Source organism: Streptococcus oralis ATCC 35037, assembly GCF_900637025.1.
Classification (GTDB): domain Bacteria; phylum Bacillota; class Bacilli; order Lactobacillales; family Streptococcaceae; genus Streptococcus; species Streptococcus oralis.
Genome location: NZ_LR134336.1, coordinates 1,390,857 through 1,416,635 on the forward strand (window position 1 = coordinate 1,390,857; position 25,779 = coordinate 1,416,635).

Consider the following 25,779-nt stretch of genomic DNA (forward strand, 5'->3'; position numbering starts at 1 on the left):
TAGATTATTCAATTTATTTGCTATAAATAATAGCCACAAAAAACTGCTAATCTTTTCAGTTCATTTACGCTGTCAAAATTCTTATCTTATCAGGTCTTGAATGCACAAACAAGATCATGGAGAAACCACAGAAAAAATTCCTAGGTAGCCTTAAACCTAGGAATTTTTCAAATTTTAATCAAACAGAATCGTTTCCTTATTTCTTGAAAATAGACTGTCTGAAGTCGTCTGTCTCACGAAGATAAGCGTTGTAAATCTTCTTCTTAAGCAGGTTGACCCAGCTAGCTTCGACACGGCTAGTAGCATTGGTAATGTTGCGTACATCCTCTGCTACTGCTGCATCCATCAATTGCTGCATCTCTGCATAAGAACGAATGGTTACTTTCTTGGTACTGTTTGGATTTTTAAGCTCGTACTCAATGGTGATTGGCTTCAACTTGGTCAGCTGATCAATTCGCTCCTTATACATGGCCTTCTTGAAGGCTGCCCAAGAGGTGTATTCACCTTTAAATACATTTTCCAAGACTTTCTGGTCCGTCACGAGACCAACATCTCTTCCAGACCATCCGTCCCACGTTTTCTTCCCTTCATCGAAAGCTTCCTGAGAGTACTGACCAGAAACATAAGGGACAAATCCGTCATGGTAGCCCTTGGCTGCTAGTAATTCATAGGCTGTGCGACGGAACATAACATCACCTGGTGCTCCATTTGGATTGCTCAAGGCTGAGTAAATTGGTGAGAAGAGGCTGAGACTGAGGTAGCCATTTCGACCATATTTCCCACTTTCCTTATTCTCCCGACGAGTGATCACATCATTATCAATCAGGGAGTCAAAGGTCTTCAGCTGCTTGATTTCCTCAGCTGTAAAGCTTCGCGTCTGGTTACCTGCATGAGTCTCCTTACCATACTTATCTGTAATATAGTAATTCTCCATCTTCCTGAACCACTGTAACTTGGCAGCATCACTCTGCTTCAGCATAGAAGTACCTTCTAGATAGTCCAAGGTGTAGATCATGTCAAACATACCATGGACATAGTGTTGCAGGTCTGCTGCATTTTGAACACGTTCCTTGAAATTATAGGTATGCATACGTGTCTTAGAGTCCTTGTCCACCTTGAAGAGAGTATTGAGCGTGATGGTTGGTTCATCTGCGCTCGGCGAAGATTGCAAGAGTCCGCGAGCATAGAGTTCCGCACCTAGTCCCTCACGACGACCATAACCTTCAAAGTAAATAGCACCGTCAGAGTTATGGGTCATTTCATGGGTGTAGACAGAGTTTCCATAGTCTTCCAATAATCGTGCTCTATCAAAATGGGTAACACTTCCCGTCGCATAGGCATTGTAGCCCTTGCTTGGATACCACTTGCCGGCTGGTCCAAAGAATTCCTGCATAGCCTGTGATTTTTTGTCATTAGCTGGTGCCCAATAGCTTTGTCCCGCTTTGTCAGTCAAGAAGAACCCATCGTAAACCAGAACCGAACGGAAGAGCTTGTCTTTGCTTTCCGGACTCAGAATCTTGTACCAGAAATCATAATGGTCGCGCTGGTATTCAGCTGTTTTTCTCACTCGGTCTTCGACATATTCAACTAGTTCTGCGTCTGTGCGCACTCTGTTATTGGCATCCAGGCGGTAGCGATCATAAGCTCCCATGGAGATGGTAGACATATTGGAGATAGCATAGACACCTTTCTCTGTCATGGTCAAGAGTGGCAGGAGCATGCCCTTGTATTCCCAATTATCTGCAGTAATCTTGTCATACACACCGACAGAGTACTTGCTCTTGCCCTCGGCTGCGTCCTGAAGCTGTCTCGCTTCTGCTACATCGGACTTAGCCTCAACGATGTAGGCTTTTGTATTGGTCTTGAGCCATTCATTATTGGTCTTGTATGGTAGGAAGAGCTGACGGTAGCCTTCAAGGTAATTGAAGAGTCCTCGCTTGCCAGTTGCTTCAGAGAGCGAATTATCATATGCTGTATAGTTGTTCTTAGCCTTGAGATTCTCAAGTCCTGATTTCCCTAAAGCAATGATTGTATCAAGAACCGAAACGTCATTCTTACCGTAGAAATCCATCTTGTAAGCCGATAGGTCCTTAACATTAAAGGTATCATAGTTGATATTGTACCAACGGTTAAGGTAAGTCAGACCCAATAGGAAAGCTTCTTTATCAGCAAGAATCTTCTTAACAAGATAATCCTTAACTACTTCACCTTCAGTATTGATAGCCTTATCCATAGCTAGCACTTTGCGAAGCTCACCTGATAGCTTGCTTTTCACTTGCGTAAATGCAGTATCTAAGTATAGTTCATCCAAAGAAGTATCTGCTGCTACTCCGAGAGCTGTTCGCATAGCTGGCGAATCAAGAACGACCTTATTCAGCTCTGGCAACACTTGATTTAGAATGCTAGTATAATCTGATACAAAGGCTTCTGGAGTATAAAGAAGGTCTAATCCCTTCATCCTATACTCAGCAATGCCTCGATTTACGAAATCTCCCTGATAAGATATTTCTAGGTAGTCAATAGTATTGTCCATGTAGTGAAGCATCAAACGATTGATTGCTGTTTTATTGCTATGGATATCAGTGATAATCTGGTCACCCTTCATCGGAACAACATCCAGTAGGTACTCCTTATTCAACTTATGCTCTTTCGGAATCTTGTTCGCAAACGAAACAATGGTTTCTTTATTGTAGAAAGGAAGCAGTTTCTCCATATTTGCATAAGAATATCCACGGTCGAATTGAGCATTGTTTACTTCACCATAGTCGACAAAACGCATATTTAGATTCGTGTCATCTAGGCTAGTCGTGATGTTCATAGCAGTCAGTTTTTCTTCCATTTCTTCTTGAGTAATGGTAGAAGTAACAAACTGATCGTTTTTCAAGGTTTCACTCTTGGCAACTTTATAGGCTTGCGTAATGCGGTCGTTTTTGTAGCCCTGATCTCCAGAAATACTGTAAACGTTTGTACCGCTAACATTGCTGATCACATTATCAACTAAACCATTAAAGTAGTTCGAGCCGACCACTCCACCGATTTGACCGTTAGTGGTTAAATTATATACTTTTCCTGTCACATAAGATTTGGTGATTCGAGCATTATTTTCTAGACGTCCAACCAAACCACCGATACGTTGTTCATTTGATCGAGCTCCACTAATAATCGTTACATCTGCTTTACTTTGGCTAAGAAGAGATTCTCCTCCTTTAAGGCTTGCAACCAAACCACCTACATTATAAGCTTTGATGTGTTGACTGTTAGATAGGATAGTCCCCGTAAAGGAACTATTTGTAATCTTCGTATTGGTTCCATTAACTACAAGACCCGCTACGTTAGAAGCGTTGCCTACTACCGATACTCTTCCCTGAACAGAAACATCTGTGATTCGCGCATTCTCCGCATTACGTGCCAGCGCAGCCGAGTCATAGGTACCCTCGATATTCACATCTTTAAAGTCGATATTGGAAATAACAGAACCACTCTTGAGGTTTTCAAATAGAGGCTTGGCTAGATTGTAAATGGCGTATTGCTTACCATTTTGACTGCCCGTCAGACTGCCGGTGAAGTTCCCTTTGAGATAGACATAATCCGCAGGAGCTAGGTTGACCTCGCTCGCATCCAAATCAGCTCCCAGAACATAATTTCCTGCCATATTTCGCTTCATAGCTTCTACCAATCCAGCAAAGCTAGTGTAGACATTTTGCTGGCTTGGGACTGCCTTACTGATGTAGAAGTCGTGCCCAGACTTATAGCCCGTTTCACTTTCTTGGACGAGTTCAGGAAGGGTTACATTAACCTTATAGACTGCCTTGCCATCTTTCTCTGCTTCAGAAATGCTGTGAACTGGTAGGAGAATTTCCTTGGATTCGCTTGATTTGATCTTGACGAAGTAGGTAGACAGATCCGTAGGCATAGAGTTCATCGATACAAAGCGCTTGTATTGGTCGTTTTCTTTATGATAAAACTCAACAGAATCAATATCACGGAAGGCAATCTTCTTGTATTCTAACTCAAAGTTACGACTGTCTGTTTCAAACTCAGTAAAGCTGCCATTATCCAGTTCATAAGTCAACTTGGTTTTTAGAGTGTAGCCTGTGTAGTAGTCTAGGTCGCCAATTTTCAAGCTGCCAGCAAAGTTGGTAATTGGAAGAGTGCGAATCAGCTGGTCTCCCTGGTACAATTCTGCAGTCGCTGAACGGAAGGACTGGGTCTGGTCTTCCAATCTATATTGGACCGTCACCGACTTATCATCAACATTCTCAGTCAGACTTAGAATTGAAACAGTCAGCTTGACTTTAGGCACTCCATTTAGTGCTTCTTTGGCTGCTGTCAGGCTAGCAAGAACTTGGTTGACTTGCACTTGTGTAGCAGTCTGATTGTTCAAAACTCCCTCTGCCTTGGTCAATTCGTCAGTATAAGCTGTCTGCTTTTCTGAATCCGCATTCTTATATTTAACCGAAGTTTTAACCGTTGGATTTAAATCGTACTCAGTCTGAAGAGCCGTTTTAACAACTTCAGGACCACTTAATTGAGCCTTGGCTTGATTGATTTGTTCCACCAGTTGGTTGACTTCTGCTTGGCTGGCTTGGGATTGGCTCAGAATCGCTTGACCAGCCGTCAAAGCAGCATCATAGTTAGCTTGATGACTCTGACTATCGTTGAAATAACGGGCCTGAGCTTTAATCTGATTCGCTTCTGCTAAGAGATTATGCAGTGAAATTAAATCGAACTCCTCTAAAGCATCTGCTTTCGGAGCTTCATTCGGTACCATGGTTGGTTTAGCCGTACCAACTTTGACAATTTGCGTTACTGGAGCCAAGGTTTCTTCATTCGAAAGTTCTTGACGGTCAACCTCTTGGCCGTTAGAGCTGTAAACACGAGTCTTGATGGTCCGCTCACCTTGAACACCCGGAGTTGTGATTTGACGAGCATCTCGAACCAATTCATCCGTTTCTTCTTCACGAATTGTGAAGTTAATTTTCTCAACCCGAGTTTCATCGGTATAAGTCAGTGGGTATTTCGGCAAAGCGTCTGCTTTCGGTGCATCATTTGGTACCATGGTTGGTTTAGCAGTTCCGACTTTGACAATTTGTGTTACCGGAGCCAAGGTTTCTTCATTCGAAAGTTCTTGACGGTCAACCTCTTGACCGTTAGAACTGTAGACACGGGTCTTAATCGTGCGTTCACCTTGGACTCCCGGAGTTGTGATTTGGCGGGCATCTCGAACAAGCTCATCCGTTTCTTCTTCACGAATGCTAAAGTTGATTTTTTCAACCCGAGTTTCATCGGTATAAGTTAGTGGATACTCTGGCAAAGCGTCTGCTTTTGGCGCATCGCTTGGTACCATAGTTGGTTTAGCAGTTCCGACTTTGACGATCTGTGTTACGGGCGCCAAAGTTTCCTCATTAGACAATTCTTGACGGTCAACAACTTGACCATTGGAACTGTAGACACGAGTCTTAATGGTACGCTCACCTTGGACACCCGGAGTTGCAATCTGGCGAGCATCACGAACAAGCTCATCCGTTTCTTCTTCACGAATTGTGAAGTTGATTTTTTCAACGCGCGTTTCATCGGCATAAGTCAGTGGATACTCTGGCAGAGTCTCTGCTTTTGGCGCCTCGCTCGGCACCATGGTTGGTTTAGCAGTTCCAACTTTGACAATTTGTGTTACTGGAGCCAAGGTTTCTTCATTAGCTAACTCTTGACGGTCAACAACTTGACCGTTGGAACTATAGACACGAGTCTTGATGGTTCGTTCGCCTTGGACACCTGGAGTTATGATTTGACGAGCATCTTGAACAAGCTCATCCGTTTCTTCTTCACGAATGCTAAAGTTGATTTTCTCTACGCGCGTTTCGTCAGTATATGTCAACGGATATTCTGGCAAAGCATCTGCTTTCGGTGCATCATTTGGTACCATGGTTGGTTTAGCAGTTCCGACTTTGACAATTTGTGTTACCGGAGCCAAGGTTTCTTCATTCGAAAGTTCTTGACGGTCAACCTCTTGACCGTTAGAACTGTAGACACGGGTCTTAATCGTGCGTTCACCTTGGACTCCCGGAGTTGTGATTTGGCGGGCATCTCGAACAAGCTCATCCGTTTCTTCTTCACGAATGCTAAAGTTGATTTTTTCAACCCGAGTTTCATCGGTATAAGTTAGTGGATACTCTGGCAAAGCGTCTGCTTTTGGCGCATCGCTTGGTACCATAGTTGGCTTAGCTGTGCCGACTTTGACAATTTGTGTTACTGGAGCCAAGGTTTCTTCATTCGAAAGTTCTTGGCGATCAATTTCCTGACCGTTAGAACTGTAGACACGAGTCTTAATGGTACGCTCACCTTGGACACCTGGAGTTGCAATCTGACGAGCATCTTGAACCAATTCATCCGTAGTTTGCTCCTCGATGTTGAAGGCTATTTTCTCAACGCGAATTTCGTCGGTATAAGTCAGTGGATACTCTGGTAAAGCTTCTGCTTTCGGTGCTTCATTTGGTACCATGGTTGGTTTAGCCGTGCCGACCTTGACGATTTGCGTTACGGGCTCCAAGGTTTCTTCGTTAGACAATTCTTGACGATCAATTTCCTGACCGTTAGAACTGTAGACACGAGTCTTAATGGTACGCTCACCTTGGACACCTGGAGTTGCAATCTGACGACTTCCTTCTGGAATCTCATCTGTATATTGCTCGTCAATAGAAAAATCAATCTTTTCTATTCTAACCTCATCATTTGTAGTCAATTCCAACTCAGAATTCTCATGAATAGGAGCTGTATCAAGATTTGTCCCATATTCCGTCAATTCTGGAACTTCGTGAACTGGAGATGTCTCGGGACTGGTTCCGTATTCTGTCAATTCTGGAACTTCATGAACTGGAGACGTCTCAGGACTAGTCCCATATTCCGTCAATTCTGGAACTTCACGAACTGGAGACGTCTCAGGACTAGTCCCATATTCCTTCAATTCTGGAACTTCATGAACTGGGGCTGTATCAGGGTTTGTGCCATATTCTGCCAATTCTGAAACTTCGTGAACTGGCGCTGTTTCTGGACTGGTGCCATATTCTGTCAATTCTGGAACTTCATGAACTGGGGCTGTATCAGGGTTTGTGCCATATTCTGCCAATTCTGAAACTTCGTGAACTGGCGCTGTTTCTGGACTGGTGCCATATTCTGTCAATTCTGGAACTTCGTGAACTGGCGCTATTTCAGGAGTTGTACCATATTCTGTCAATTCTGGAATTTCGTGAACTGGCGCTGTCTCAGGAGTTGTGCCATATTCTGCCAATTCTGGAACTTCATGAACTGGATTTTCTTTTGGTATCGAGTTAGTTGGAGCTGTTCCAACTAAAATAATTTCAGAAACAGGTTCAAGCGTCACTTGATCAGAAATCATTTCGCTTTTTACGATTTCTTGATCCTTACGAAAATGACGAGTCACTACTGTACGTTGACCTCGAACACCTGATTGTATAACTTTTGATTGGCCTTGAGCCAATTCATCAGTATATTGGTATTTTGTCTGATAAGGAAGTTCTTGAACTGACTCCTGCTCACTAATTTTTAGTTCTGGCAAGTCATAAACGGGGCTTAAACGAGCAGACTCTCTCTCCTTAGCAGCTATAGCTTCTCTTTCTTCCTCAGTTAAAGCATCACCCTTATCCGAAACAATCTCTTTCATATCAAGATTTGTTTCACTCGGTTTAAGTTCACTTCCCTTCTCTTTCTCCAAGTCAAGTGTCGAATTTTCCTTCAGAGCAGAAGGAGTTAAATGACTATCATTTTGTTCTTCATTCTTTAAGTAACCGATATAGTCGTAACCATCAATTTTCAATGGCGCTGGCAGTGCATCTCCAAGACCCAAGTTAAGACTTTGATTATATGCAGCGAGTTCGATATTCGTCACTGCTAAGACTGTTGGAGATAGCAGTATGGATCCCATTCCAGTTACCAACAAGATAGAAGATAAATACCTCTTCCCGTTCCTGCCTCTAACTACTACAAGCACTAGTAATGCAAGACCCATCGCTGTAAAAGTTGATTCCCAAAGGCCAGAGTGACCTGTCTTAGGCAATACTCCAGATGAATCCCCTTGAGTAGTCGGACGATAAACTAAGTAATAGGTCTCTGAAGCATCCTCAACATGCTTTGGAATCTCCCTGATCAAGGCACTCTTCTCTGCCTCCGTCAATTCAGACTCCACTACGTAGTGGTATTTGACCTGAGCAGACTGCTGACTTTGAATTTCTGCTGCCTTCACAGAAGTCAAGCCCCCAGCCATTTGCCCATTCAAAAAGAAGCTTCCAATAGTCGCCGAAACGAGCCCGACAGACAACTTTCTGAAAGAAAAGCGCTGTCGTTTTTCTCCATAAAACTGATGTTTCATTCTAAAGATTTCCTCTTCAATATATTATTCAATCCTTTCTATTCTACCTGATTTCACTTGATTATTCAAATTATTTGTCGCGATTTTTAGAAGCAACACATGCTTTTGAAAAGTACCAAAAAACGACCTCTCTTTTTAAAAACATCTCAAAAAATCAGCTTAAAACTCTTCCTAAAAATGTTAGATTTACTCCCTTTGTCCTAAACTTTTTCCAACAAAAAAGAGAGAAATGACTTCCTCTCTTTTTCCTTTTCATCTCATCTTAAACTATGAGAAGACATATTTCTAATCTGATTATTTCGCTTCAAATCCTTCTGCGACCGCATCCGCAAAGTTTTCTTCTACGATGCTTGCACAGTGATCACAGATAACTGCATGGTAGCTGCGTTCTGCTGTTGTTGGGTCGATACGACGGCAACGGTCACAAACTTCACCTGCAGCGCGTTCAACTGTAAAGGCAACATCCTCAAAGCTAACTGCTCCTTCTGGAGCTGTACCTTCAGCGATGGTCAATTCTGACACGATCAAAAGTTGAGCTACATTGCTATCCACTGCTCCAAGAAGAGTTTTCACCACTTCATTTGGATAAACTGTCAAGTGTGCTTCAAGCGATTTCCCGATAACTTTTGCATTACGCGCTTCTTCCAAGGCTTTTTGAGCTTGTCCGCGGAAATCCATGAAGGCTGACCATGTATCCAAGATTTCTTCTTGGTTGGCAAAAGTTTCAGCTTCTGGTAATTCAGACAATTGCACAAATTCTTCAGCTTCAAACTCAAGATATGACCAGATTTCCTCTGCTGTGTGAGGAAGGATTGGTGTCAAGAGTTTGGTGATTTTGACAAGAATGTCATAGAAGACTGTCTGCATTTGACGACGTTCGAGTGATTTTGCACCTTCGATGTAAACAACGTCTTTAGCGAAGTCAAGGTAGAAGGCTGACAAATCAACGTTGATGAAGTTCACCAAGGCCTTGTAGATTGTCAAGAATTCAAAGTTGGCATAAGCATCACGAATCGTTTTCACAAGCTGGTTAAAGCGAATGGTCATGTACTTGTCAACAGAACGAAGCTCATCGTAAGCTACTGCGTCTTGAGCTGGGTTAAAGTCAGATGTATTGGCAATCAAGAAGCGAAGAGTGTTCCGGATCTTACGGTAAGTTTCAGAGACTTGGCTCAAGATATCCATAGAGATACGCACGTCGTTGCTTGAGTCAACACTTGTTACCCAGAGACGCAAGATTTCCGCACCAAATTGTTTTTCAACATCACTTGGAGCAATGGTATTCCCAAGAGATTTAGACATCTTCTCACCTTTACCATCAAGGGCAAAACCTTGTGACAAGATTTGTTTGTAAGGAGCAACGCCATGGTTAGCAACAGATGTGATAAGTGATGAGTTGAACCAACCACGGTACTGGTCAGAACCTTCAAGGTAAAGATCTGCTGGATATTTGAGTTCTGGACGGTTGACCACTACTCCATTCCATGATGAACCTGAGTCAAACCATACGTCCATGATATCTGTTTCTTTCTTGAACTCGCCATTTGGTGAACCTGGATGAGTAAATCCTTCTGGCAAGAGGTCCTTAGCATCACGTTCCCACCAGATGATAGAACCGTGTTCCTCAAAGAGTTGAGCTACATGTTCAATAGTCTCAGCAGTCATGATTGGCGTTCCGTCTTCAGCATAGAAGATAGGAAGGGGAACTCCCCAAGCACGTTGACGAGAGATAACCCAGTCGCCACGGTCACGAATCATATTGTAAAGACGAATTTTACCCCATTCTGAGTGGAACTTCACTTTTTCAATTTCATCCAAGATTTCTTGGCGGAATTTAGATACAGAGGCAAACCACTGTGGTACTGCACGCCAGATGATCGGTTTTTTCGTACGCCAGTCAAATGGATATGAGTGAGAAATTTCTTCCTGAGCAAGGAGTAAATCACCCAGTTTTTCGATAACAGTCGGCACAACCTTGTCATAGAACTGACCCGCAAATTCAGGACCAGCATTTTCCATCATAATACCGCGTTCGTTAACTGTTACAGCAACTTCAAGGCCGTTGGCAACACCGACATTGTAGTCGTCCTCACCAAAACCAGGGGCTGTATGGACAATACCAGTACCAGAGTCAGTCGTAACGTGGTCACCAAGGATCACCAACTCATCTACAGCTGTATCCCATGGGTGGACTGTCACAATGTGATTCAATTCTTGACCACGGTAGGTCGCCAAGACTTGAACATCCGCCCAACCAAATTTCTCAGACAAACTGTTCAACAATTCTGAAGCAACTACAAACTTACGAGATTCACCAGCTGGTTGAACGACTACGTAGTCAATATCTGCTCCAACTGTCAAACCACGAGATGCTGTGATGGTAAAAGGAGTTGTTGTCCATACAACGATGTAAGTATCTGCATCTAGGACACCTTTTCCGTCTTTGACGCGGTTAGCATAGTAAAGGGAAGTTGAAAGCAAGTCATGGTATTCAATTTCCGCTTCAGCAAGAGCTGATTCAGATGACCAAGACCAGTAAACTGGCTTGGCACCACGGTAGATGTAGCCTTTCTTAGCCATTTCTCCGAAGACACGGATCTGAGCCGCTTCATAGTCCGGAGTCAAAGTCACATAAGGATTTTCCCAGTCGCCAGAAACACCCAATCGTTTAAAGTCTTCACGTTGTTTATCTACTTGAGAAAGAGCGTACTCGCGGCAAAGTTTCAAGTACTCAACCAAGTCCATTTCTTTGCGTTTAACGCCCTGTTTAGCCAAGACTTGCTCGATTGGCAATCCATGTGTATCCCAACCTGGGATGTAAGGAGCGTAAAATCCAGACATAGACTTAGAACGAACAATAATATCTTTAGAAATCTTGTTCATGGCATGTCCAACGTGGATATTTCCGTTTGCATACGGAGGTCCATCATGCAAGGTGAAATGTGGTTTTCCTTGGTTCAATTCTTGACGACGTTGGTAAAGTTTTGCTTCTTCCCATTCTTTTTGCCAAACTGGTTCTTTGGTTGGAAGACCAGCACGCATAGGAAAGTCTGTTTTCCCTAGATTGAGGGTTTCTTTAAGTTTCATTGTTACTCCTTTAATTTAAAATGACAAAATAAAAACCACGATTCGCAAAAAGGACGAAAATCGTGGTACCACCTTTGTTCGAAAAAAGACAGGGTCTCTTTTCCTCTTTTCCCGTAACGTGGGGGACGTCTAGTCTTACTGTTTTCGGACTGGATTGCTTGAGAGGATAATCTAACCACTAGGGATTGCAGGACTCTCACCATCTCCCGCTCGCTGAAAATATAGTTGGTTGGATCTTGTTCTCACATTTTTTTATAGGATAAGAACAGATTCTTTGTTTGCATCGTCCTCAGTTGTTGCAGTAGCTTCTACTTCAACTGACTCTTCATGCTGGTCACTTTCTTCTGTCTGTTGATTTTGTTGAGCTTCAAACTCAGCTAATTCTTTGTTGCCAGCCTCGATACGAGCTTGTAATTCAGCAACCTCTTCTGGTGTGAATTGACGAGTCATATCAATAGGTTCTTCCTCTGGTTGTAAAGATACAGTTTCACCAAGAACTTCACCCACCACTTCTTTAAAGGCTTCATCACTTGTCTGAAGGTAAGTAGCTGTTGGGCGAAGAATATCTTCCCAATCAGATGACTCAACAATTGCTAACTGACTTTCAATCGTAGACTTGAGGCGTTGATGGAATACACGGCTCTTGTTCTTCAACTCTTCTGTCTCAACAGCCACTCTCTTCGCATTATCTGTAGCCTGACGGAGAATTTCATTTGCCTTGTATTTCGCTTCTTCAAGCAAACGCTGAGCATCTTGTTCAGCTTGTTGAATAATATTGTTTGAACGTTCTTGAGCAGCTTGTTTAACACGCTCTGCAGTATCTTGAGCAATCAAAACTGACTGACTCAAGGAATCCTTCATCTCATCAAAGTAAGACAAACGTTCTTCCAAACTCTTGATGTGTGTCTCTTTATCGTGATTGCTACGAACCAAGTCTTCGTAGTCACGAACAACGATATCCAGAAATTCATCTACTTCTTCTGGATCAAAACCTCTAAATCTTGTACCAAAGGTTTTATCTTTAATTTCTAACGATGTAATTGGCATACTTTTCCTCACTTACTTAATAAAAAATAGAATCATTAATTGCTTCTGGTTCTTGCTCGCTTGTTACTGTTCTCTTAGGAATATCATTCGTATAATAGGAAAGACGTTCTTCTAGTTTTTTGATATAGAGTTCAGTTTCATCTTTGTATCGAATCATCTCCTCTAATTCAAAGTAAATCTTATCTAGAAAGAGGTCAACTTCTTCCTGATTGTAGCCTCTGAATGTTCTTGAGAAAGCTTTATCACTTATTTCTTGTGGTGTAATCGACATATTTTTTCTCACTTGCTTAAAAGTAGCCGGACTGTTAGTTTTTTCTTATCCTTTTTGGTCTGACCATTGTCTTTGACAACTTTTAGACGACCAAACTTTCTCACACTGATCAAATCCCCAACTGCGACCTGGTAATCAGATTTTTCAACCACATGATAATTTACCTGGACAGATTTTTTCTCAATCAGTTGACTAGTTTGATTTCTAGATAATTTCAAGGCACTTGATAAGAGGGCATCCAATCGAAAACTCGAAACTAAAATTTCTCGTTCTCTATAATCAATTTTAGACAAAATCCTATCGGTAAAAGGACATTCCTCCAGCGATACAGGAAGTCTGCCAATCTTTCTTATTCCATCCTGAAAAAGAGGAATGAAATCACGATTGACAAAAATCTGTGCTCTCTTTTCATCTACCAAGATATCACCAAATAATTTACGGTCAATTCCTAGTTGGTTGATAATTGTTCCCAATATTTTTCCATGACTCAGTTGCTCAAACTTACTCGGATAGCAAATTTCCAACAAGGCCATTTCAAAGTCTGATATCTCCGGTTCAAAGTAAGCTGGATAGAGAAGAACTCGAACCGACTCTGTCGGAAGAAAATCACCACTACTTTGGCAACCCAGTCCATATGTCCCAGCTAGTACCCTCAAAATCTGTTCCTGATGGGGATTGATAAATGGAGTAAGCACCGGCGCATATGTATCTTCTACCCGCTTGATCCACTCTAATCCCTTATCAATAAAGGGGATATCATCTTGGGAAAAATGCTGATAAATGGCTCGATTTACTGTCATAGTAATAGTACTAGTCGTGTTAAGATATTTCCAACAAACTGAATCAGAATCAGCGCTGCCCAAACCGTAAAATCAAGGCCAGCAAATTGTAGATTGAGCTTACGAAGGGGCTCAATAACTGGACGAGCAAGTCTGATAACTAGGCGACCTAGCTGGCTTTCATAGGCATTTGGAAACCATGAAAGAAGAGCAAATGCAACGAGGATGATGGAATAAATGCTAACCGCATTTTGGATTAAACGAATTAAGAAAATCATTATCTTGCTCTATTTCGTTTAATATCAAAACCAAACTCAGCGCTTTGTGATTCATCTGGAAGTTTGATATCTTCAATATTCACGATAACGTTGACAGGAGTCAATAGATACATCGTGCTCGCAACTTTTTTCATATTTCCAGCCAAGACATGACGGGCTCCGTCCAAGTAATCAAGGCAACGACGGGCTTGTACTTCTGTCATGTATTGGAAATCAATTAAAATACTTTCATTTCCAGCCAACAAATCTACAATTTCCGTTGCATCTTCATATTTTCTTGGATAGCGAACATCAATTGTCACTTTCTCATCTGAACGATGGCTTTGCATTGCCAATTCTTGCTGACGCGCATGAAGACGAGTAATATTTGCATCTTTTGCTGATCCTGACTGAGCAGGTGCTGGTAATTCTTTAGAAGATGAGATGGCTGGGCTAACTGTTTCCTCTTGTTGAGTCTGGTAGTTAGTCGTTTCTTCTCCGTCTTCTGTAAAATAATCTATAAATTTATCGAATCTATCTTTTAAAGACATAGCTCTCTCCTATTTAAAAAATGCTGTACCGATTCGAACAAAGGTTGAGCCGAACTGAATCGCTTCTTTAAAATCACGACTCATTCCCATGCTTAGCTCTGTCATCGGCATATTAGGGATTTGTTTTTCTCTAATTTCTGCTTGCAGAGCCTGCGTATCCTTGAAAATTTCTTTCAATTCATCACTGTCTGCCTCAAAAGGAGCCATGGTCATTAAACCAACATACTCAATCTGATCTAACTTAGCCAATTCTGGCAAAAGTTCTAGCAATTCTTCTTTTGAAAACCCATGCTTGCTTTCTTCCCCAGAAATATTGACCTGCAAGAAACACTTGATAACATGATCTGTTCTCTTTTGAATTTCCTGGGCTAACTTTAAGGAGTCTAAAGCATGAAAGTAATCCACATATGGGATTACTTCTTTCACTTTCCGTCTCTGTAGTGTTCCTATTAAATGCCAAGTAACTGGGTAATCTTTCAAGGCCTGATATTTTTCTAAAAATTTATCGACTCGATTTTCACCTATATGACGGACACCAAGCGGAAGCAAGGCTTCCGCTGTTTGTACATCTACATACTTTGTCACTGCGATTACTGAAACAGCATCTAGAGCACGGTTGGCTTCTTGACTAGCATCAGCTATTTGCTGAAAAACTAATTCAGTATTTTTTTTCAAATTCATTGATTAACGATTTTTGAAGAATGGAGGTGTATCCAATTCATCTTCATCTTGTGAAACTGGTGTTTCGAAGCGTTCTACCGGTGAAACAACTGGATCTGTTTGGCGAACAATAGACTCACGACGCAAGTCCCAGTCTCCAAAAGCAGACGCTTGGTTTGTTTCAAAGCGACGTGGGCTTGATTTAGGCAATTCTGCTGTCTCTTCCAAGTCGAATTGACGGTCAAATGTGTGTGCTTGAGGAGCTTTAGTTGATGGACGTCCAACTGGTTGGTTGTTACGAGCTCCAACTACTTTTTCCACGCGCTCTTGACGAACACCTGTCGCTACAACAGTAACACGGATTTCATCCTTCATGCTTTCGTCAATTGATGTTCCAAGCCAGATGTTTACACCTTGGCCAGCTGCTTGGTTGACAATTTCTGAAGCTTCTTCTGCTTCAATCAATGTCAAATCAAGACCACCAGTAACGTTGACGATGACATCCTCTGCACCATCGATAGTTGTTTCAAGAAGTGGAGAGTAAATTGCTTTACGAGCTGCTTCAACAACACGTTCTTCACCACTACCGATACCGATACCCATAAGGGCATTCCCTTTGTTTGCCATTACAGTTTTCACGTCAGCAAAGTCAAGGTTAATCAATCCTGGGTTCGTGATCAAGTCAGTGATCCCTTGAACACCTTGGCGAAGAACGTTATCTGCTTCGCTAAGAGCTTCAAGAAGTGGCGTTTTCTTATCAACAATTTCAAGCAAGTTGTTATTAGAGATAATCAATAAAGTATCAACATGCTCGCGAAGTTCGTTGATTCCTTCTACAGCGTACTGACCACGTTTGCTTCCTTCAAATCCGAAAGGACGTGTCACGACACCAACTGTAAGAGCACCAAGATCTTTAGCGATACGTGCAATAACAGGGGCTGCACCTGTACCAGATCCACCACCCATACCTGCGGTGATAAAGACCATGTCTGCTCCAGTGATAGCTTCCGTCAAAGCTTCTTCACTTTCTTCTGCAGCTTTACGTCCAACTTCCGGACGACCTCCAGCACCCAAACCACGAGTCAATTTTGGACCAAGTTGGATAACTGTTTCTGCTTTCGTACTGCTGAGAGCTTGTACATCAGTGTTGGCTGCGATAAATTCTACACCAGCAACACCTTCGTCAACCATACGGTTGATGGCATTACCACCACCGCCACCGACACCAATTACCTTAATAACTGCGCCTTGAGCTGCTGCTGTATCAAATGAAAATGTCATAATTTCTTATCCTCTTTTATTCATCAAACATGCTTCCGATCAAACCACGGAAACGTTCTGTTAGCTTCGGTTTACTTTGAGAACTTGCTTGGAATTCTTCCTTAGGAGCAACTGGAGCTTCCTGCACGGTTTCAGCTGGAGCTGTTTGTGCTGGACTTGGTTGCGCTACAGGATTCAAACGTTGATTTGGAATGCCAAAGTTGATTGGTTTTTGACGAAGGAATTCATCTCCTTTAACTGCTTTTTGAGCAAGAAGATTGACTTCAGTCAATTTACCAGCAAACTCAGACAAGCTAATCACGTGCGCAAATGCAGGGTTGCGAATTCCAACTTGATTTGGTACATAAAGTTTTACGCGAACACCAAATACTTCTTGGGCTAATTCAACAATTCCTGGCAAAATTGCATTTCCACCGATAAGGACGATACCTCCTGGCAAATCTAACAAGTGTCTTCTTTCCAACTCTTGTTTGATTTGGTCGAAGATATGTTTGATGCGTGCTGAGATAATTTCTGCCAAGTAGCTTTCGGTTACTTCAACAGGTTCTACTTCACCAATTACTTCAACTTGGAAAGTTTCGTTACTTGCAAGTGGAACGTAAGCTTCACCATAGTTCAGTTTCAAACTTTCTGCAATTTTTTGAGAAGTTTTCAAGACTTTAGAAATGTCTTTAGTAACGTAATCTCCACCTTCTTGGTAGATGTTAGTGAACTGCAATTCTTGGTTACGGATAGTCGCTACAGTAGTCTGACCTCCACCCATGTCAATGACAGTCGCACCAAATTCACGTTCGCCTTCATTGAGAACGGAGTTCACGATTGCCAAAGGTGAAATAATCACATTATCAACATGAATACCTACACGCTCAACTGTCTTACGAAGATTGTGTAGAATTGTACGAGGACCTGTGTAAAGCAGACCACGCATTTCCAAGCGGACACCCATCATACCACGAGGGTCACGGATGCCTTGGAAACCATCCACGATGAATTCTTCTGGAATAAAGGTAATCACTTCACGGTCAGGAGTCATGCTCTTTGTCAAAGCTGATTTGACAACATTTTCAACATCTTGATCTGTGATTTCTTTGGTGTCTGAAGTTACAGGAATCATTCCTTGTGTTGGTTCAACCTGCAAGAGGTTTGCTGGAAGGCCAACGTTAACAGACTTAATAGAAATACCCGCTTTCTCTTCTGCCTGTGTGATTGCAGATTTGATTGCTGAAGCAGCTGCTTCAATATCAACAATAATTCCGTCTTTGACACCTTTACTTTTGGCATTGCTAACACCAATTACATTTACTTCGCCATCTCTATGCTCAGCTACTAGCACTTTAATCGAGCTAGTTCCGATATCTAAGCCTGTAAAAAAACCATCTCTAGTCATTACATCGCATCCTCTCTGTCTTCCAAGTTTCTCACTTCTATTTAATAACTATGTTTGGGCATAGCTATTCAAAGAATATTATAACACAAAAAATCCAATCGTGCTTAGTTTTTGATAAAATTCCTAGTCATTTTTCACTTTTTATTTCTATTTTTTATCTTAACAGCCTTACTTTAAAAAAGTATCGTTTTTTACAAAAAAAAAGAAAGCTTATACTTAAGCTTTCTTCACAAGTATTTTTTCTGCTTTCTGCTCTAAAAAAACTTCTAATACTTTCTTGGTCAAACTAATAGCTGTAGCTAATACTAGCGACACAATCAGATAATTAGCAACTAAGCCATGATCACCAACCAACGGTGGCTTTGTCAAGAACCCATAATCTCCTCCAGTCACTAAATTAACCACAAAAATTAGAGCATTAAGTGAAAAGGTTAATAAAACAATCCGCTTAACATCCAATAATCTAGAGTCATACTGTCTAAATAAGTAAACCAAAGAATTCCCTAGAAGAGCTAGGTGACCAAAAATGAAAGACAGGATGGCTATGTGGGGAAAAGGATAGGCATCTGGTACTGGATAAACAAAAGCTGCCAGCGTTCCAAAAATTCCAAGTAGAGAAAAATATTGCTTGTACATTGACTTACCAGGAAGTAACAGCACTACAAACATCGCTATACGACAATGATAAAATGGTAAACTTTCTGACAACGGCATGTGATTTCCCCAATACCAACTATAGAGAAGAATCAACTGGACAGCTTGTAAAATTTGGAAAAAACGTTGATAGACTTTTTTATCGTAATAGCGATAAGAAGTGTAGAAGGTCAACGCTAATAACGAAAATAAACTTACATACCAGACAAGGTCAAATTGAGGTGGTTCTGTCGCTTGCGTAGTAAAGAAAATATCCCATAAATTCATTTAATATTCCTCATTATATTTCAAAATCTTCTCACATATTATACCATGCCAATAGAAAAAAATGAATTCAGAAATACGATAATAAGCTTCTCAGTCAACATATTGGTCTCTTTGTCCTTTATAAACTTGCCAGAGAATCTCCATTTGGTCCTTGGTGATGCGTTTTTCAGATAAGACTGGCAATTGGTCAATGGCAAAAAATTGAAGCTCAGCAATTTCTTGATTTTCTTGAAATTGTCCATCAAGAAGCTTACATTCAAAGACAAACTTTGCATATTGTTTGCTCTGTAGTTGGAAACGATTGGTATCAAAAACGGCAAGTAACCTTTCAGTTTTTGCTGTAAAACCGGTTTCTTCTTCAATTTCTTTAAGAATATTTTCGGTTGGAGAATAGCCGACTTCACCAAAACCACCTGGCAAAGCCCAACTATCCTCCCCTTTTCCTCTAACTAAACAGACTTTTTCATCCTCAACAATCCAAGCACGGACGTCCATCAGAGGAGTTGCATAAGCGGACGTTGGTTTCAAGACTTCTGCCACTTCTTCTGCATCGAGGTCTGATACCTGATTCAACATTTCAGATAACAGGATTCGCAAGTCCTCGTAGCGCTCACGGTCGAAAGGATCTTTTGTAAAGGTTAATCCAGTATCCGTAATGGCTAGCATTCTTTGCAGATACTTGGTAAAATCACTTGCATTCATTTTCTAAACTTTCTACCAGCTTGGCTAGATTCATGGAGTTAGAGCCTTTAAGCAAAATTTGGTCATTGGCTCCAAGGCTTTCCTTAACCTTCTTGACTAGGTCTTCAAATTGGTCCTCGTCAGCTGTTTTCTTGAAGTAGAAAACGTGACCGATTGGGAACATTTGACTAGCCAGCTGGCTTAATTCCGCAATATCTTCTCCATAGAAAATCACGGTATCCACCACATCTGGCGATAGGCTCAAAATCATCTGGTTATGGAGTTGGACAGACTGGTCTCCGAGTTCCTTCATGTCTGCCAAGACAGCGATTTTCTTGCCTCCTTCGTTGGCTGGGATGGCAGAGAATGTCTCCAAAATCAACTTCATAGCTGTTGGATTAGCATTGTATACGTCAGACAGAATATCTGCTCCATTGGCTGCTTTCTTCCACTCAGTACGATTGCGGGTCAATTCTAGGTTCTGAAAGGCCTGATGAATTTGCTCCTCTGACACTCCTTCTTGAAGAGCCACATAAGCAGCAATCATAGCATTGGTGGCATTGTACTTACCTGTCACTGGCAAATCGAGGGCTTGCTCCAAGAAATTGGCCTTAAAGGTCAGACTATTCTTGCGCTCAACCAAGTCTGTGATTTCCAGCTCTGCTCCTGGCCCAAAACGAACCACCTTTTTATCTGTAGGCAAGTAGTCCTCTACAATCGAGTCAGCTGGTGCCAGAAGCAAAGAACCTGAAGCCATACCATCTGCAATCTGCATTTTTCCTTTGGCAATCTCAGAACGGTCTTTGAAAAAGGCCAAATGAGCCTCTCCAACCAAGGTCACAATGGCTGTCTTAGGATGAGCCAATTCAGACAAGAGATGGATATCCCCCAAGTGATCCTGCCCCATTTCCAAGACCAATTTTTCAGTATCATCTGGCATATGAAGAACTGTGTAAGGAAGACCAATCTCGTTATTGTAATTGCCTTGAGTTTTGTAGGTCTTGTAGGTTGTTGACAGTAAATGCGCCAACATATCCTTGGTCGTTGTCTTACCATTTGAACCCGTAACGGCAAAGACATCAACTGCCGTTTTTTCAAGATAGTAGGCGGCGAGGGTTTGAAAGGCAGTCAAAACGTCGTCTACTAGAATGTAGGGATGATTTGCAACCTCTTTCTCAGACAAGGTTACTACTGCACCATTTTCAAAAGCTGTTTCGATAAAGTCATGACCGTCACGCGCTCCTTTAAGTGGCACAAACAAATCACCTGTCCCAATCAAACGACTGTCAAACTCAGCTTTTTCTAACTGAACGTCCGCAAAAAGACTAACATCATTTTTAGCTCCAACAGCTTGGGCAACTTCGTGGATTGTTAATTTCATTTCTACTCCTTTAAAAAGGGTTGAAGTCCAAGAACTCTAGTCACCATGCAGTGATAGTTCCGGCTTCTACCCTCTCTTTCATTTTATAGCAAATGCGCTTCGCGCTTGTCAAAACTTTGCTTAGCAAGGTCAACCAAGTGCTCGATTAGTTCTGGGTAGCTGATCCCCATATTGTCCCAAAGCAGTGGATACATAGACCACTGGGTAAAACCTGGCATGGTATTGAGCTCATTTAGGAAAATCTCGCCCTTATCGGTATAGAAGAAATCACAACGAGACAGACCGAGGCCACCGATTGCACGGAAGGCTATTTCTGCATTTTGACGCATGACAGCTACTACATCATCGCTAATCTTGGCTGGGATGTCCATGGTAATCTTGTTATCGATGTATTTGGCATCATAGTCATAAAAGGCAACATCCTTGACCACTTCACCTGGCAAAGTGCTCTTCACATCGTAGTTGCCCAAGAGACCAACCTCGATTTCACGCGCATTTACCCCTTGCTCTACCAAGACACGGCTGTCATATTGGAAGGCAAGTTCCAAAGCTTGGCGGAGTTCTTCTTGATTTTCAGACTTAGAAATACCGACACTTGAACCCATATTTGACGGTTTCGTGAAGACTGGATAAGTCAATTTTTCTTCAACTTCAGCAATTTTAGAAGTCACATCATCCCCTTCGACAATGGCCACATAAGGAACTTGGGCAATCCCAGCAGATTCTAAAACACGCTTAGTCGTGATTTTATCCATAGCAAGGCTGGATGACAAGATGTTACAACCAACGTAAGGCATTTTCAAAACTTCTAAGAATCCTTGAACAGAACCATCTTCTCCCATCGGACCATGAAGAACTGGAAAGACTACAGCGCCTTCTTCGTAGATAGCACTTGGCGCGATTTTCTTGTCCCAGTCAATGGTATCATTAGTCATGAGACGATCTTCTTGACCTGGAGTCTGGCTAAATTCTTGCGTTTTGATAAAGTCACCTGATTGGCTGATGAAGAAAGTTTTGACAGTGAAACGATCGTAGTTGACCGCACGCATCACACTCTCAGCTGAAAGGACAGAGACTTCACGCTCTGCACTTCGTCCACCGTATAAAAGAATAATCGTTTGTTTCATATTATTTGTTCCAATTCTAATAGAATACTCGTTCTTTAGTATATCATATTTGCTTCTTTTTTGAAACTTGAACATGGTACTAGAATTCAAGAAACATAAAAGAGACCTATAACATCAAAGTCGGTCTCCTTAATTTTCTTATGAATAAATTTAGTTCGTAAATTGTCTACTCCTACAACTCTGTCCGATTTTCAATGGCTCGTAAGAGTGTGACTTCGTCCGCATACTCGATATCTGCTCCCACAGCTAGTCCTCGTGCTAGGCGAGTGACCTTGATGCCAGCTGGCTTGAGGAGACGAGAGAGATACATAGATGTCGCTTCTCCATCCGCTGTCGCATTGGTTGCCACGATCACTTCTGAAACCTCACTATCCATAAGACGGGTCATGAGACTCTTGAGGTTGATATCGTCTGGGCTGATACCATTCATCGGAGAAATGAGGCCGTGCAAGACGTGATAGAGTCCGTGGTATTCTTGGATGTTTTCCATAGCAGCCACATCGCGACTATCCTCTAGCACCAAGATGGTTGTCTGGTCTCGAGTCGGGTCCGTACAGATCGAGCAAGGATCATCATCCGTTAAACGGCCACAGATGGAACAATAGGTCAATTCCCGCTTAGCAGACAGGAGATTTTTGGCAAATTCATTGACATCATCATCAGACATTCCAATGGTATAGAAGGCTAAGCGGGTAGCCGTTTTGATTCCGATACCTGGTAACTTTGAATAGCTATCAATCAGCTTGGCAATAGGTGTTGGATACAGCATAAGTTCCTTTCTAATTCATTGGATGGTGTTGGTGATAAAGATTGATAATGTCGCGTGCAATAGAAGGTCCGACACCGTTTGTAAGGTTGGTGTTATGAGGAAAGACGACTGCGACTGCGATTTGGGGATTTTCGGTCGGTGCATAGGCGACTGCGTTGGTATTATTGGCTTTTTGACCGCCATTAACGTAACTTTCGGCAGTACCCGTTTTCCCACTGATGGAAACGGCTGCGCCATTTGAAAAGGCACGACCAGTTGTCAGAGCACTCGTTCCATGCGAAACTTGATAGAAACCTTGCTGCAAGATAGCCATATCTGATTCTGAAATATTGACCTTGTTTAGTTCCTTAGTGGCTGTTTCTTGAACCAGACTACCTAAGCCACCTTGGTCATTGTTTCCATAAACCCCTTCAACGATGTGAGGAGCCAAACGTACGCCATTGTTTGCAATGGTTGCGACATACTGGGCTAGCTGCATCGGTGTGTAGTTGTCAAACTGACCAAAGGAATTATTGATATAGTTCCCCAAATCAAATTCTTTTGGCGTAAATCCTGTAGATTCATCTGGGAGGTCAATCCCTGTTGAAGCTCCGAGTCCATATTCCCCAAAGGTTGATCGCAATTTGCCCATTGCAGTCTCTAACTGTCCCGTTGCGACTGTCATATTTGGTGTGTAGGTTTGTCCCATGATTCCTAGCGCAGTTTGAACCATGTAAGTATTAGAAGAGTATTCCAAAGCCTCAACTGCTGTGATAGGGAAAGAGCCATAGGACAAGGTATACCATGAATTGATAGGGGCCGAACCTTGGAAAACAATCGGCTGGTCTGTCAAGGTTTGATTACCTGACAAGACTCCATTTTCCCAACCAGAGCTGATGGTCGCTGCCTTAACGACAGATCCTGGCACAAAGACATTGGTTATCGTTCCAAGCGAATCTGAACTTAATTTTCCGGATTCGACATCATGCTTGACACCTGACATGGCCAAAACTGCTCCGGTTTTAGGATTGAGGGCTACGGCGTAAACCCCTTCAGAATATTTGGCTCCACCGTTACCCAACTCTGAGTTAAAGTAGCTCTTGAGTAGGTCATCCACACCATTCTGGAAAGCTAGGTCAACCGTTAACTTGATATTGTTTCCTTTGCTTCCTTCTTCGACATTTTCCACACTTTCCATATTTCCGTGTTTGTCGAGGTGGATTTCTTTGACGGAGCGTTTGCCTTGAAGAACATCTTCATATTGCTTTTCAAGATAGGAAGTTCCCACTCGGTCATTGAGAGAATACCCTTTTTTGAGATAAGCATCAACTTCCTCAGCTGGAAGTCCTGACTTCTCATTTGAAACGCTACCAACGATTGTTGATAAAGATGTATCCAGTACTTTACGATCCCATGAGGTTGAAATGCTGATACCTGGTAATTCCTTGGACGCTGATGCAACGAGAGCAACTTGGGTATCATCTAAGGCGTCCGTAGAAATGGTTCCCGTTGCAAAATTTTCAACGGCATTGAGCTGACTAAAGAGATAGATTTCCTTTTTCTGGTCATCTGTATAATTAAGTTGACTCACGTCAATGCTTTCAACCGCATTATTGTAAAGTGTCGCTTCCGATAAGCGGTTCCCATCTGAATCCAGGCGTTTGTCGCTTGGCAAGGATTCGACTGTTTTTTTGTAAATATCCTGGTCCGCCAAGTAGTAGTCTGCAATCTGTCGATCTGTCAGATCAGGAGAGGTTACATTTACATACGTGAGGAGTTTCTTGGCTGTCTCCTTCAATTCAGTTGCTGTCATTTTATTGTTTCGTGTGAAAGAAACAACTTGCTTGACAGTATTTTCTACCAAGGGTTTCCCTGCCGCATCATAGATCTGTCCACGAGCTGAACTGGTTGTTACCCTTGTTTGGCTGGCTGAGGCCAATTTTGTTTCATAGAAATCTTTATTGAGCACCTGCATGTATAACAAACGACCAATAATGGCCATAAAGAGCAGGATGACAATCGCAAATAATAAATTAAGCCGAATCGGAATCGAATGGCTATTAAATTTTCTCATACAGCTAAGACTCTTTTCTAGAAAAATTTCTGATTTTTACCCTTATTTCCCCTAAAATAATAGAGCAAACAGGTAAAGCTCAGTACATTTCATTGTACCATATTTTACGGAGAAACTCTTGGAAAAGTCGAAGCATTTTTTGACTTTTAACTGAAAATGCCTTTTTATTTGGTTATCCTATTTTCTATGATATAATGATAGTAATAGTTAGGAAAGCGTTAACTTTTAAGACTTTGACTCATAAAAAGGAGCCTCATGAACAAGCCAGATATCGCAACCATAATCGATCTCCATTTTGAAGAATTAACCGAGCTCGAGCAAGAAATCGCTCGCTATTTTTTACAAGCTGAAACGATCCAAGATGATCTCTCTTCTCAGCAAGTTACCCAGAAATTACATATCTCCCAAGCAGCCTTGACCCGCTTTGCCAAAAAGTGTGGTTTTACAGGCTACCGAGAGTTCGTCTTTCAATACCAGCATCAGGCTAGTAAACCGGACACTCATTCGCACAAACACAGTCCTTTGACCAAACGTGTTTTGCGAAGCTACAGTATCATGCGAGAACAAACTCAGGATTTGATTGACGAAGAACAACTGGAACGCGTCGCCCAATTAATCGATGACGCTGAACGAGTTTACTTTTTTGGGACGGGAAGTTCTGGTCTGATTGCCCGTGAGATGAAACTGCGCTTTATGCGTCTAGGTGTTGTCTGTGAAGCTTTGACCGATCGGGATGGCTTTGCTTGGACGACCAGTATCATGGATGAAAACTGTCTGGTACTTGGCTTTTCCCTATCAGGAACTACCCAATCCGTCCTCGATAGTTTGTTGGATGCCAAGGAAATGGGTGCCAAGACCATTTTATTTACCAGCGCTCCAAACAAAAACAGTCATGCCTATACCGAAACGGTCCTTGTCGCAAGCCACAGTCAATCTTCTTACATCCAGCGTATTTCCGCTCAACTCCCTATGCTCATTTTAATAGATTTGATTTATGCCTACTTTTTAGAAATCAATCGCGATAGCAAAGAAAAAATCTTTAATAGTTATTGGGAAAACAAAAAGCTCAACGGCTATCGTAGACAAAAACGTGTTAGAAAATCCTAGTTTGGTTAAACCAAACTAGGATTGTTTTGTTTTGAAA

Annotated in this window: 17 protein-coding genes; 1 reads left to right on the forward strand and 16 read right to left on the reverse strand. The window is 42.0% G+C overall.

Annotated features, from left to right (window positions below; genetic code table 11):
• Positions 1–196: 196 nt before the first annotated feature.
• The 16 genes from EL140_RS06935 to pbp2b all read right to left on the reverse strand — a co-directional run bounded on the left by EL140_RS06935 (position 197) and on the right by pbp2b (position 24,635).
• On the reverse strand, positions 197–8,383 hold the full coding sequence (locus tag EL140_RS06935) for an SIALI-17 repeat-containing surface protein (protein ID WP_078232922.1): 8,187 nt from the start codon (positions 8,381–8,383) through the stop codon (positions 197–199).
• 294 nt (positions 8,384–8,677) lie between these two features.
• Positions 8,678–11,470 (reverse strand): isoleucine--tRNA ligase, encoded by a 2,793-nt coding sequence (gene ileS / locus EL140_RS06940; RefSeq protein WP_000768143.1) that lies wholly within the window; start codon positions 11,468–11,470, stop codon positions 8,678–8,680.
• Between the two features lie 252 nt (positions 11,471–11,722).
• A complete protein-coding gene (locus EL140_RS06945) occupies positions 11,723–12,517 on the reverse strand; it encodes a DivIVA domain-containing protein (RefSeq protein WP_001123190.1) in 795 nt (264 codons plus the stop codon).
• Between the two features lie 16 nt (positions 12,518–12,533).
• Positions 12,534–12,788: a DivIVA domain-containing protein gene (locus EL140_RS06950; protein WP_000028988.1), complete on the reverse strand. Its 255-nt coding sequence runs from the start codon at positions 12,786–12,788 to the stop codon at positions 12,534–12,536.
• 8 nt (positions 12,789–12,796) lie between these two features.
• Positions 12,797–13,588, reverse strand: coding sequence for a YlmH family RNA-binding protein (locus EL140_RS06955; RefSeq protein ID WP_000217808.1), 792 nt, complete (start codon positions 13,586–13,588; stop codon positions 12,797–12,799).
• Positions 13,585–13,845, reverse strand: coding sequence for a YggT family protein (locus EL140_RS06960; RefSeq protein ID WP_000576500.1), 261 nt, complete (start codon positions 13,843–13,845; stop codon positions 13,585–13,587). Before EL140_RS06960 ends, EL140_RS06955 begins: the two co-directional genes overlap by 4 nt.
• Positions 13,845–14,375, reverse strand: a complete 531-nt coding sequence (locus EL140_RS06965; protein WP_000053366.1) for a cell division protein SepF — start codon at positions 14,373–14,375, stop codon at positions 13,845–13,847. The genes EL140_RS06960 and EL140_RS06965 overlap by 1 nt, the downstream gene beginning before the upstream one ends.
• Positions 14,376–14,384: 9 nt before the next feature.
• Entirely contained in the window at positions 14,385–15,056 is a 672-nt protein-coding gene (locus tag EL140_RS06970) for a YggS family pyridoxal phosphate-dependent enzyme (RefSeq protein ID WP_001049616.1), read from the reverse strand.
• Between the two features lie 3 nt (positions 15,057–15,059).
• Positions 15,060–16,316, reverse strand: a complete 1,257-nt coding sequence (ftsZ, locus tag EL140_RS06975) for a cell division protein FtsZ (RefSeq protein WP_000144261.1) — start codon at positions 16,314–16,316, stop codon at positions 15,060–15,062.
• A 16-nt stretch (positions 16,317–16,332) separates the two neighbouring features.
• Positions 16,333–17,703: a cell division protein FtsA gene (ftsA, locus tag EL140_RS06980; protein ID WP_000196346.1), complete on the reverse strand. Its 1,371-nt coding sequence runs from the start codon at positions 17,701–17,703 to the stop codon at positions 16,333–16,335.
• A gap of 216 nt (positions 17,704–17,919) precedes the next feature.
• Positions 17,920–18,624 carry a YwaF family protein gene (locus EL140_RS06985; protein ID WP_001055257.1) on the reverse strand — a complete coding sequence of 235 codons (705 nt, stop codon included), beginning with the start codon at positions 18,622–18,624 and terminating at the stop codon, positions 17,920–17,922.
• A 90-nt stretch (positions 18,625–18,714) separates the two neighbouring features.
• Positions 18,715–19,326, reverse strand: coding sequence for an NUDIX hydrolase N-terminal domain-containing protein (locus tag EL140_RS06990; protein WP_000994202.1), 612 nt, complete (start codon positions 19,324–19,326; stop codon positions 18,715–18,717).
• Positions 19,313–20,686 carry a UDP-N-acetylmuramoyl-tripeptide--D-alanyl-D-alanine ligase gene (locus EL140_RS06995; protein WP_000778735.1) on the reverse strand — a complete coding sequence of 458 codons (1,374 nt, stop codon included), beginning with the start codon at positions 20,684–20,686 and terminating at the stop codon, positions 19,313–19,315. Before EL140_RS06995 ends, EL140_RS06990 begins: the two co-directional genes overlap by 14 nt.
• A gap of 83 nt (positions 20,687–20,769) precedes the next feature.
• Positions 20,770–21,813, reverse strand: a complete 1,044-nt coding sequence (locus EL140_RS07000; RefSeq protein WP_000814678.1) for a D-alanine--D-alanine ligase — start codon at positions 21,811–21,813, stop codon at positions 20,770–20,772.
• A gap of 172 nt (positions 21,814–21,985) precedes the next feature.
• Entirely contained in the window at positions 21,986–22,582 is a 597-nt protein-coding gene (gene recR / locus EL140_RS07005) for a recombination mediator RecR (protein WP_000966754.1), read from the reverse strand.
• Positions 22,583–22,592: 10 nt separating this feature from the next.
• The gene (gene pbp2b / locus EL140_RS07010; protein ID WP_001224845.1) at positions 22,593–24,635 is read right to left on the reverse strand and encodes a penicillin-binding protein PBP2B; all 2,043 of its coding nucleotides are present in this window, start codon (positions 24,633–24,635) and stop codon (positions 22,593–22,595) included.
• Positions 24,636–24,890: 255 nt separating this feature from the next.
• Between pbp2b and EL140_RS07015 the strand changes: the two genes are divergently transcribed.
• Positions 24,891–25,742, forward strand: coding sequence for a MurR/RpiR family transcriptional regulator (locus EL140_RS07015; protein ID WP_001039478.1), 852 nt, complete (start codon positions 24,891–24,893; stop codon positions 25,740–25,742).
• Positions 25,743–25,779 lie beyond the last annotated feature (37 nt).

What these genes read in the sequence shown, in the direction of transcription:
- EL140_RS06935 (WP_078232922.1), bottom strand. Translation starts at nt 8,383, where the DNA reads ATGAAACATCAGTTTTATGGAGAAAAACGACAGCGCTTTTCTTTCAGA.
- ileS (WP_000768143.1), bottom strand. Translation starts at nt 11,470, where the DNA reads ATGAAACTTAAAGAAACCCTCAATCTAGGGAAAACAGACTTTCCTATG.
- EL140_RS06945 (WP_001123190.1), bottom strand. Translation starts at nt 12,517, where the DNA reads ATGCCAATTACATCGTTAGAAATTAAAGATAAAACCTTTGGTACAAGA.
- EL140_RS06950 (WP_000028988.1), bottom strand. Translation starts at nt 12,788, where the DNA reads ATGTCGATTACACCACAAGAAATAAGTGATAAAGCTTTCTCAAGAACA.
- EL140_RS06955 (WP_000217808.1), bottom strand. Translation starts at nt 13,588, where the DNA reads ATGACAGTAAATCGAGCCATTTATCAGCATTTTTCCCAAGATGATATC.
- EL140_RS06960 (WP_000576500.1), bottom strand. Translation starts at nt 13,845, where the DNA reads ATGATTTTCTTAATTCGTTTAATCCAAAATGCGGTTAGCATTTATTCC.
- EL140_RS06965 (WP_000053366.1), bottom strand. Translation starts at nt 14,375, where the DNA reads ATGTCTTTAAAAGATAGATTCGATAAATTTATAGATTATTTTACAGAA.
- EL140_RS06970 (WP_001049616.1), bottom strand. Translation starts at nt 15,056, where the DNA reads ATGAATTTGAAAAAAAATACTGAATTAGTTTTTCAGCAAATAGCTGAT.
- ftsZ (WP_000144261.1), bottom strand. Translation starts at nt 16,316, where the DNA reads ATGACATTTTCATTTGATACAGCAGCAGCTCAAGGCGCAGTTATTAAG.
- ftsA (WP_000196346.1), bottom strand. Translation starts at nt 17,703, where the DNA reads ATGACTAGAGATGGTTTTTTTACAGGCTTAGATATCGGAACTAGCTCG.
- EL140_RS06985 (WP_001055257.1), bottom strand. Translation starts at nt 18,624, where the DNA reads ATGAATTTATGGGATATTTTCTTTACTACGCAAGCGACAGAACCACCT.
- EL140_RS06990 (WP_000994202.1), bottom strand. Translation starts at nt 19,326, where the DNA reads ATGAATGCAAGTGATTTTACCAAGTATCTGCAAAGAATGCTAGCCATT.
- EL140_RS06995 (WP_000778735.1), bottom strand. Translation starts at nt 20,686, where the DNA reads ATGAAATTAACAATCCACGAAGTTGCCCAAGCTGTTGGAGCTAAAAAT.
- EL140_RS07000 (WP_000814678.1), bottom strand. Translation starts at nt 21,813, where the DNA reads ATGAAACAAACGATTATTCTTTTATACGGTGGACGAAGTGCAGAGCGT.
- recR (WP_000966754.1), bottom strand. Translation starts at nt 22,582, where the DNA reads ATGCTGTATCCAACACCTATTGCCAAGCTGATTGATAGCTATTCAAAG.
- pbp2b (WP_001224845.1), bottom strand. Translation starts at nt 24,635, where the DNA reads ATGAGAAAATTTAATAGCCATTCGATTCCGATTCGGCTTAATTTATTA.
- EL140_RS07015 (WP_001039478.1), top strand. Translation starts at nt 24,891, where the DNA reads ATGAACAAGCCAGATATCGCAACCATAATCGATCTCCATTTTGAAGAA.